Origin of the sequence: Vibrio sp. 1159 (assembly GCF_033340395.1) — a bacterium.
Classification (GTDB): Bacteria; Pseudomonadota; Gammaproteobacteria; order Enterobacterales; family Vibrionaceae; genus Vibrio; species Vibrio alginolyticus.
This window is the reverse complement of the sequence record NZ_JAWOWL010000062.1, coordinates 1-8,291: the sequence shown is the minus strand read 5'-3', so window position 1 is coordinate 8,291 and position 8,291 is coordinate 1. Positions and strand designations below refer to the sequence as shown.

The following is an 8,291-nucleotide window of genomic DNA, read 5'->3' as shown; positions in this document are numbered from 1 at the left end:
TAGCGAACTTCGAAAATTGAGACCACACCAAAGCGCAAACCCTTTAAACATGGGCATGTTCATGAATTTTCCCTGGCCCATAATGAGCAAATAAAAAACCACCATAAAAGGAATCTCCCTCTATATGATAACATGATGAGTCTGTATTCTTATCTATACCACTAACAATATAATCAATGTTATCTACAACTCCATCCCTAACTCTAAAATAATCTATCGGGAATTTTTTTCCTTCGGTTTCTACAAGGCCATTCCTATAAATGGTTATATTATCGTAAGATATCATCACAGTCCCAAAAATCAATTAATCTTATCATAATCAAACAAAACAAAATCATCATGGTAAACCCTGTTTAAGTTATCAATCGAGGATTTAGTTAGTAGATTTTCGGGAGAGTTCTTTATAGGTTTTTGATTGCGTTTTTTACTATTTATATCTTTCAATGCATTAAAGATATCAACATGAAGTGAGGATAGCTTATTTAACCCAGAATCTAAATCTTCCAACTTTATAATAAGATCAGCTTTACATTTACCACCAAAATAAAACATTTTATTTTGTTGTATAGAGTGTCTGAATCCAACATTAAACCCGGTAGTGTTCCTTTCTGTCAACTTAGCACAATAGTTATTAAGTCGCTCTAGAAACTCTTCTCTTTTATCACCATTAATAAAATCATTATATAATTTCATATTTGTTTCTGAAAATGCTGACACAGCCCTTGAGTAAGGGTTTCTAACAAAACCGAACGTGAAATATTTCTCAAGAAGTTCAAAGTCAGATGTATTGAAGTTTCGAAATGTGGATAATGACATATGAGCTTTATCAAACTTATATCCGAGAACATTTTCAAACATCCAATAATGATTATTCCTATCCTCATATGGCATTAACAACTGACGAACAGTCGTACCTGCACATTTCGGATTATGTAAAAATATAAATTTCTTCTGATCACTGATTAACATATACAACCTTACAATTCACATTCTTTTTTTATTCTATAATATACACTTAAATAATCATCCAACTTACCCAGAATATCAGATTCATATATATCATTCTTATCAAATAAATCTAAGTATTTCTTATGTCTTTTATTACTAACATGTGTCAAGTCAAAACCATTACCTCGATCCATTTTATGTAAAAATTCCTTCACACTCCTTGTTGTGTAATGATTTAACTGTGCAAGATCATAGTTTATGTAGGAATCCTCAGCTCTAAATCCTGGTTTTTTTGCTGATTCACTAAATTCTTTACCATCAGAATATACATATTTAAAATCAGTATTTTTATAAAAAACTCTGTGATGAAAACGCTGTATACTAGGCTTATATCTAAACAAACTTTTAAACTGGCTATGAATAGGGTAATTATCTTTAGCCCTCATAAGAAAACGTTCGATTGTAAGTCCAGTTCCTTTATTTACAATACCTCCACTACCGTATATTTTCCAGTTGAAAGCAATTGCATCAATATCATTATCAAAACGACTTAGATACTCTTCTATATTACGATCTTCTTTAAGAACAAGATACTCATCCGCATCAAAACATGCGACCCAGTTAGGTTTATTTGTATGCAACCATTCAAGGCTCTTCTTAAAAGCATACATTTGTGGTTTAGCTGTTTCAGGTGGATCTAATTCAAAGAAGTCGATATACCCTTTTTCTTGAAGTTTACTTAAAATTTCCAGAGAATTATCATCATTATGATTCGTATAAATGACAACTTTATCAAATCCAACCATAATATTCCAAGCAACCCACTCAAGAATATAGTCAGCTTCATTTTTCATACTAGTTATAACAACATTCATCTTATCGAACCCAACCTTTAGGTAAATAACCAAACTTATTTTCAACAAAGTCATAAGTTTGATTCAAATTATCTTTTAAAAATTTCTCAACACTTGGTTTAAATTCATATCGATTAGAAGTGTTTACTCTTTTTTCTAAGTTTCCTTCATCAACTTCATGTAAATTAATATCTAGAAATTTAGAAACTTCAATTATTTTTTCTTTTTTACTACTCATTATCTCTTCAAAAAACATATAAAGAATATTTTCTTTAGAAAAATGAAAATCTAACTTACTTATAGTTTCTTGATAGCGACTCATGTCAAGAATGAAACTTTTTTTAGCCACACTTAATATATTCTCTTCAGAAGCTTCACTTATATCTAATGCATGTGTTTGATAATAATATTGAATGGCAGATTTAGCTCTCGACAAAGGATCTCTCATTATAAAAATGATCTTTTGGTTTTTTGAAACCCTCTTAATATTCTCAAATCCTTCATCTGGAAGTAGAGCATATTCAGGAGTAAAGTCAGCAGCATAAAACTTACTTGTCTGAAGATGTTTCATATACCATTCATCATCTACTGGAGCAAGCAACTTTTCTATACCTTTATCTGTAGCTTTACCTTGAGATAATTTAGTAAAATACATTTCAAGAGCAAACCGATTATTTTCTATCAACCTTTTTAGATGCTGTACTTTTCTTGTTGATAATAAAATACTTCCATTGTGAATAGTATTAAAATAATGAACTTCCTTCACATCAGAAAAGCCTATTTGAGGATGATCTTTTAGCTGTGTATGTAGCCACGTAGTTCCAGTTTTTTGTGCACCAACACATAAAAGCAAATTATCAATCACTTGTAAATCTCCACTAGCTCATCCACCTGCTTATCCGCTAGTCGAATATCAGGCTGGTTAATTTTTTGTTTGTATTTTTTCGCATTACGGTCGATCTCTTTTACCGCTTTGCTCACATGAGTAAAATCTGGTTTAACGCGCAAACCCGTTTTGCCTTCGAGCACATCTTCGCCCATACCACCAAGCTCACTGGCCACAACCCAGCAACCGCTGGCCGCCGCTTCGCGAGTGACAAGGCCAAAGCTTTCCGGCCACAATGACGGAGCAAATAGCACATCCATTTGCTGGTATAGTCGGGTAATTCCGGCCTGACTGATTCGGCCAATAAAGCGTACCGGCACTTTGCCCCAGAACTGAGTCTGTTGGTAACCTTCTGGTTTGGAATGATCAACGATCAGCATTTCAATATTGGCTGGCTGCTCATGTTCAATCACCTCTTTTAGCAGGAAGTAACCTTTATGAGTCGCCATGCTGCCGATATGGGCACAGACCACTTTACTGGTGTAGTCGGTCTGCTTAGGCAGCCACTGTACCGTCGCACTGATGCCGTTTTTGTTCACCTGAGTCTGCGGGAAGCCGTTTTTACGATATATATTCGCAAAACCTTCTGATACGGTCAGTAATTTATCAGCGCCGTTTAACAACTCGCGGAAGTACATGATACGTTCAATTGAATCGCCTAACGTTACATTATTTGGCAGATTACGCGGCTCAAAAATATCAGGATGGCCTTCCGGGTACACTTTCCCCTGACCATCAACCAGGAACTGGTGATCGGAAATCCACCATGCATCATGGGCGGTAACAATGTACGGAATCGCCTTATCTTTGGTCGCCTCAACCACAGAAGCGGTTAAACGCTGCACACAGTGGAAATGAACCAAATCAGGCTGCTCCAGTTGCAAGAACTGTTCAAACAGCGTGTACATTTCCGGATCTTGCGAGTGCCAATCCATATTCTCCCGATACAGGATACTTGAACGATAAACGGTCACGCCCTGATGCTGATAGACACTCAGTTGATATGGCGTAGTGCAGCGTTCATCCGACGTAAATACCACCAGCTCAAAATCATCACCGTATTTTTGCTGCAATACATCAAAGTTATCCGACAGCACCCGGGTCGCTCCGCCAATCGCCTGCGGCGGGAAGAACACATTGACCAAAGCGATTTTTTTGCGGGTCTTAACCGGAGACAACGTGTTATCTAGCTCGGTAACCAATCGGCTGCCCAGAGCTTCAACACTGTACTCCTGCTTGATACGCTTCATAGCCGCATGCGCAACTTGCGCGCGCACTTTAGGCTGCTCAATCAAAGTCTGCAGTGCTGAAACCCAGTCGGCTTTCGTAGCGGCGATGAAGCCATCTTCACCATCTTTGATAACGTCACGATAGTTGGCCGTGGTGCTTACAACTGACGGAATACCAAAACAGGCAGCTTCAAACCACTTAAGTTCACTTTTACAACCGTTGATTTCGTCATCAACCAACACTGCCAGATTGATATCCGCCTGCTCCAGCAAAGTCCAGTAAGCTTTAACACTGTTTACTGCCGGAATACGTCGGAGTTGTTTGCTGTATTTTTGTACAAACGTAGCAGGTAATTGCAAGTGGCCTGCGATCACCAGGCGAGTCTGACGATACTTAGATAAGATAGTCTCTAACGCCGGCAATGCCTGTTCGATAAAGTCACTGTTGTGCGCCAAAGTGCCACTGCCATAAAAGATGTCAATCGTCTCTTTGTTTGACTTGTCAGTGACACGGAACTCATTCAGTTTATCCAGCCCATTGCGATGCAACAGACACTGGCCACTCTGAACCAAAGGTGCCAGCTTTTCACACAACAAGTTAGTAGATGCAATACCAAACCGGCAGAACTGTGCCGCCGCTTTAAATACCGCCATAGACTTTTTGAGTTCAATAAAGGTATTGAGGCTAATACCGCCACCGTAGGATTCCAGCGGGGCCGGGTAGCTTTCATCAAACAGTAAGTCATCGATTTCATAAAACGAGGCTTTACCATTCGCGTTGACTTTCGCCATCGCTTTAAGTACTTCCGGCTCCGCGGGTACACGATAGAAAATCACTACATCATGCAACGCAATCAGATTTTGATTTTCAGACAGGTACATCCAGTCGACGGTTGTTACCACCTTACCTTGACTTTCCAATTGCTCAACTTTCTGATCAATCCGGTAGCGTATGCACTGCTTGACATGAAAATCACCAACAATGAGTACCTTCTCCGTATTCAGGTTGGTTTTTAGGGCAACATCGTTAGTGGCAGCTTGAGTGAATAATCGATAGTAAGCGTCATAAGCAATCGATGAAAACTCTTGTACACGTTTAACAAGCATTTGCTTTTCATCCAGAGTACTTAATATCTGGATGCCACCAGCAAAATCCCAGGAAAGTTTTTCTACTGCATCATCTAACCATTCATCAAGAATTGTGACATCAGGATAACGCTCTTTTTGCTCGACCAGTAATTCAACACTCTTACGATGCTTATGCAATTTTTCGTAGCATTTGACTAGGTTCTGCGTCAGATGAACATTAAAAGCAGTACAGAGGTCTAAAGCACTTTCATAGGTTTTTTGTGCAGTACGATAGTCGCCCATATCAAAATAGGAATTGGCCATGAATTCGGTCACTTCCGATGTTTTGACAAAATACAGCGAAACACGCCACGCTGTTCTCGCTGAATCTAAAGCATTCTGGTCGCCGGTTGACTTATAGTAGTTGTAACAGTTGATTCCGAGGTGTTTATAAAACGAACTATTCTCGCATTCTTCTTCATATAAGCGGATTGGTTTAACAATTTTACCGATCGAGAGATCCAATAAATCTCTCGACGTCACATTCAGCTCACTATTGGCATCCAGAATATAATCGTAGTCATAAGTTGACGGGTCACTGAACTGATAGAAATTATTTTTTTCCATCCACTCTTTGGCAGTACGATAACGCCCTTCTTCACTACCGTATCTCAGCCAGTGAATCTTAGCCTGCTCCAGCGTCTCGATTCCCGCGGCCTGCAAATCTGAATAATAGGACAGGTAGAAACTTAAATTCAGCTCAAAATCTAAGCTCAGCGTTTCCGTTTGTTGACTGGTACCAGCTCTTCCTAGTCGACCTTCATTCTTGCCATAATGATACCAGTGTTCGTATAGTTGATTATCACTGAAGCCTTTCAAGTCCGGGTTAGAACTGCGATAAAACGCCAGATCCAAATTAGGATCCTTTTGGTAGGTGAGGCTACGTTTTGCCTTACGCGCCAGTTTCTCTAACATCGCCATTTACAACAATGCTCCCCACCAGTTTTCATTGTTCAGATACCATTCCACAGTTTTCTTGATACCGGTCTCAAACGATTCGGCTGGCTTATAACCCAGTTCATTATTGGTCTTGGTAGCATCAATCGCGTAGCGGCGATCGTGGCCTGCGCGGTCAGTAACATAGGTAATCAGAGATTCTGATTCACCAGTTTGAGCTGCCTGTGCCAGCGGGTAACGGGAAGCCAGTTCTGCATCATCGGCAAACGCCTGGTTCATCAGTTTACACACCACTTTTACGATATCGATATTGGCCCATTCGTTATGGCCACCAATATTGTAGTTTTCACCCAGGCGACCTTTGTTCAGTACCAGGTCAATGCCGCGTGCGTGGTCGGTAACAAACAGCCAGTCACGAATCTGCTGGCCGTCGCCGTAAATTGGCAGCGCTTTATTGTGCAGAATGTTAGTGATGATGAGCGGGATCAGTTTTTCCGGAAAATGGAAAGGCCCGTAGTTATTAGAACAGTTTGATGTAGTGACCTCTAAACCGTAAGTGTGGTGGTAGGCACGCACCAGATGATCGGAGGCCGCTTTTGAAGCTGAGTAAGGTGAGTTTGGCGCGTAGGCCGTCTCTTCAGTAAACGCAGGGTCGTTCGGGCCCAGAGTGCCGTACACTTCATCAGTTGAAACATGGTGGAAACGGTGCGGTAACGGTGATCTGCCTTCCGCTTTTGGCTCATCAAGCCAAACCTTTTTGGCGCTCTTGAGTAAACTATAAGTACCGAGAATATTGGTCTCGATAAACGCATCCGGGCCGGTAATTGAGCGGTCAACATGAGACTCTGCGGCAAAGTGTACAATAGTGTCCAGCTGATGTTCTTTTAGCAGAGTTTCGACTAATTCGGTATTGCAGATATCGCCGTGAACAAAAACAAAGTTCGGGTTATCTTGCACCGGAGTTAAATTAGCCTTGTTACCGGCGTAAGTCAGGGCATCCAGTACCACCACCTTATCATTCGGGTATTGTTCCAGCCAGTAGTGGACATAATTAGCGCCGATAAAGCCTGCGCCACCTGTTACCAATAGATTACGTTGTTTCATATTGTTTCAATTTATGTTGTTAAGTGAAGTTGGGTAGTTTAGAGAAATACAAGTCGCAAAAGTTAGACAGAGTAAAATTCTGTTTCAATTCCGCGACTTTTGCGCAGCTAGTCACAGCTTGCCAGTTCATCCAGCATGGCAGCCAGCTGCTTACGCCAGTAAACGGTCTCCGTTTGGCTGGCTTTTTCAGCGCTGGTTTTATCAATCACACTGAAACTTGGCCGTTTGGCCGGGGTTGGGTATGCCGCAGCAGAAATCGGGCGTACCGGGATCGATTTTTCTAGTAAGCCTTTTTCGATCGCCAGCTCCTGAATCGCTACTGCAAAATCATACCAGGATGCCACTCCGGCATCGGTCCAGTGCAGAATTTGCGTCTGCGCTGAAACAGCGCCGGTTGTGTTTTGTGTCTGCTGCTCAATCAGGTTCCAGATCATCTGAGCCAGGCCTTTAGCCCAGGTTGGCGTGCCGACTTGATCGTACACGATACCCAGTTGCTCTTTTTCTGCCATCAGGCGCAGCATGGTTTTAACAAAGTTGTTACCGTGCGCGGAATAGACCCAGGCAGTGCGGATAATGCTTGCCTGGCTACCCAGAATTTCAGCGATTTTCAAATCGCCCTGCAGTTTTGAGTCACCATACACGTTGATCGGGCACGGACGATCGTCCGGCTGATACGGTGTGGTTTGACTGCCATCAAACACAAAATCGGTCGAGACGTGAATCAGAGTCGCGTTGTGCTCTTTACATGCCAGGGCCAGATTTTCACTGCCGTTTTTATTGACGGCATAAGCTGTTGCCTTATCGGATTCTGCTTTATCAACCGCGGTATAAGCCGCCGCATTGATCACCACATCCGGCTGATGCTTTGCAATGGCAGCAAAAACTTGCGCTTGTTGGGTTATATCCAGCTGCTGTGAATCAAAGGCCACAAGGTCATGCTGAGCAGGTACTGTTTGTTGCAGTTCCCAGGCTAACTGACCGCCTTTACCTGTGATTAAAATTTTCATAATAATTTTTCGAATAAAATATTTAATGTTTAGGACGGCATGGCCGCCTCTTCCTTTTGAGGGGAAAGCTCTCCAGTTAAAAACCAATGGTTCAATACCAATGGTAAAACCAATACTCCCGGCCCCTGATATCCATTGATTAGACTAAACCCAGCGTGTTACACGGAAATCGCATGAACATCCCCGTCATTCAAGGGCTCCGAGAACCTTGCTTAAGTAGTTTACATCCATCGCACAC

Annotated in this window: 6 protein-coding genes; all 6 read right to left on the bottom strand. The window is 41.4% G+C overall.

Annotated features, from left to right (window positions below; translation table 11 throughout):
* Positions 1-300: 300 nt before the first annotated feature.
* Complete coding sequence (locus R7127_RS25535) at positions 301-969, bottom strand: sulfotransferase family 2 domain-containing protein (RefSeq protein WP_318148640.1); 669 nt, start codon at positions 967-969, stop codon at positions 301-303.
* A gap of 8 nt (positions 970-977) precedes the next feature.
* The gene (locus tag R7127_RS25530) at positions 978-1,802 is read right to left on the bottom strand and encodes a glycosyltransferase family 2 protein (protein WP_318148639.1); all 825 of its coding nucleotides are present in this window, start codon (positions 1,800-1,802) and stop codon (positions 978-980) included.
* Positions 1,803-1,824: 22 nt separating this feature from the next.
* On the bottom strand, positions 1,825-2,667 hold the full coding sequence (locus R7127_RS25525; RefSeq protein ID WP_318148638.1) for a sulfotransferase domain-containing protein: 843 nt from the start codon (positions 2,665-2,667) through the stop codon (positions 1,825-1,827).
* Positions 2,664-5,966, bottom strand: a complete 3,303-nt coding sequence (locus R7127_RS25520) for a glycosyltransferase (protein WP_318148637.1) — start codon at positions 5,964-5,966, stop codon at positions 2,664-2,666. The genes R7127_RS25525 and R7127_RS25520 overlap by 4 nt, the downstream gene beginning before the upstream one ends.
* A complete protein-coding gene (gene rfbB / locus R7127_RS25515) occupies positions 5,967-7,046 on the bottom strand; it encodes a dTDP-glucose 4,6-dehydratase (protein WP_318148636.1) in 1,080 nt (359 codons plus the stop codon). It lies immediately after the preceding gene.
* Positions 7,047-7,153: 107 nt separating this feature from the next.
* Positions 7,154-8,053 carry a dTDP-4-dehydrorhamnose reductase gene (rfbD, locus tag R7127_RS25510; RefSeq protein ID WP_411977878.1) on the bottom strand — a complete coding sequence of 300 codons (900 nt, stop codon included), beginning with the start codon at positions 8,051-8,053 and terminating at the stop codon, positions 7,154-7,156.
* Positions 8,054-8,291: the final 238 nt, after the last annotated feature.

Excerpts from the sequence above, each read along its gene's own strand:
- R7127_RS25520 (WP_318148637.1), bottom strand. The coding sequence starts at position 5,966 with ATGGCGATGTTAGAGAAACTGGCGCGTAAGGCAAAACGTAGCCTCACC.
- R7127_RS25530 (WP_318148639.1), bottom strand. The coding sequence starts at position 1,802 with ATGAAAAATGAAGCTGACTATATTCTTGAGTGGGTTGCTTGGAATATT.
- rfbD (WP_411977878.1), bottom strand. The coding sequence starts at position 8,053 with ATGAAAATTTTAATCACAGGTAAAGGCGGTCAGTTAGCCTGGGAACTG.
- R7127_RS25535 (WP_318148640.1), bottom strand. The coding sequence starts at position 969 with ATGTTAATCAGTGATCAGAAGAAATTTATATTTTTACATAATCCGAAA.
- rfbB (WP_318148636.1), bottom strand. The coding sequence starts at position 7,046 with ATGAAACAACGTAATCTATTGGTAACAGGTGGCGCAGGCTTTATCGGC.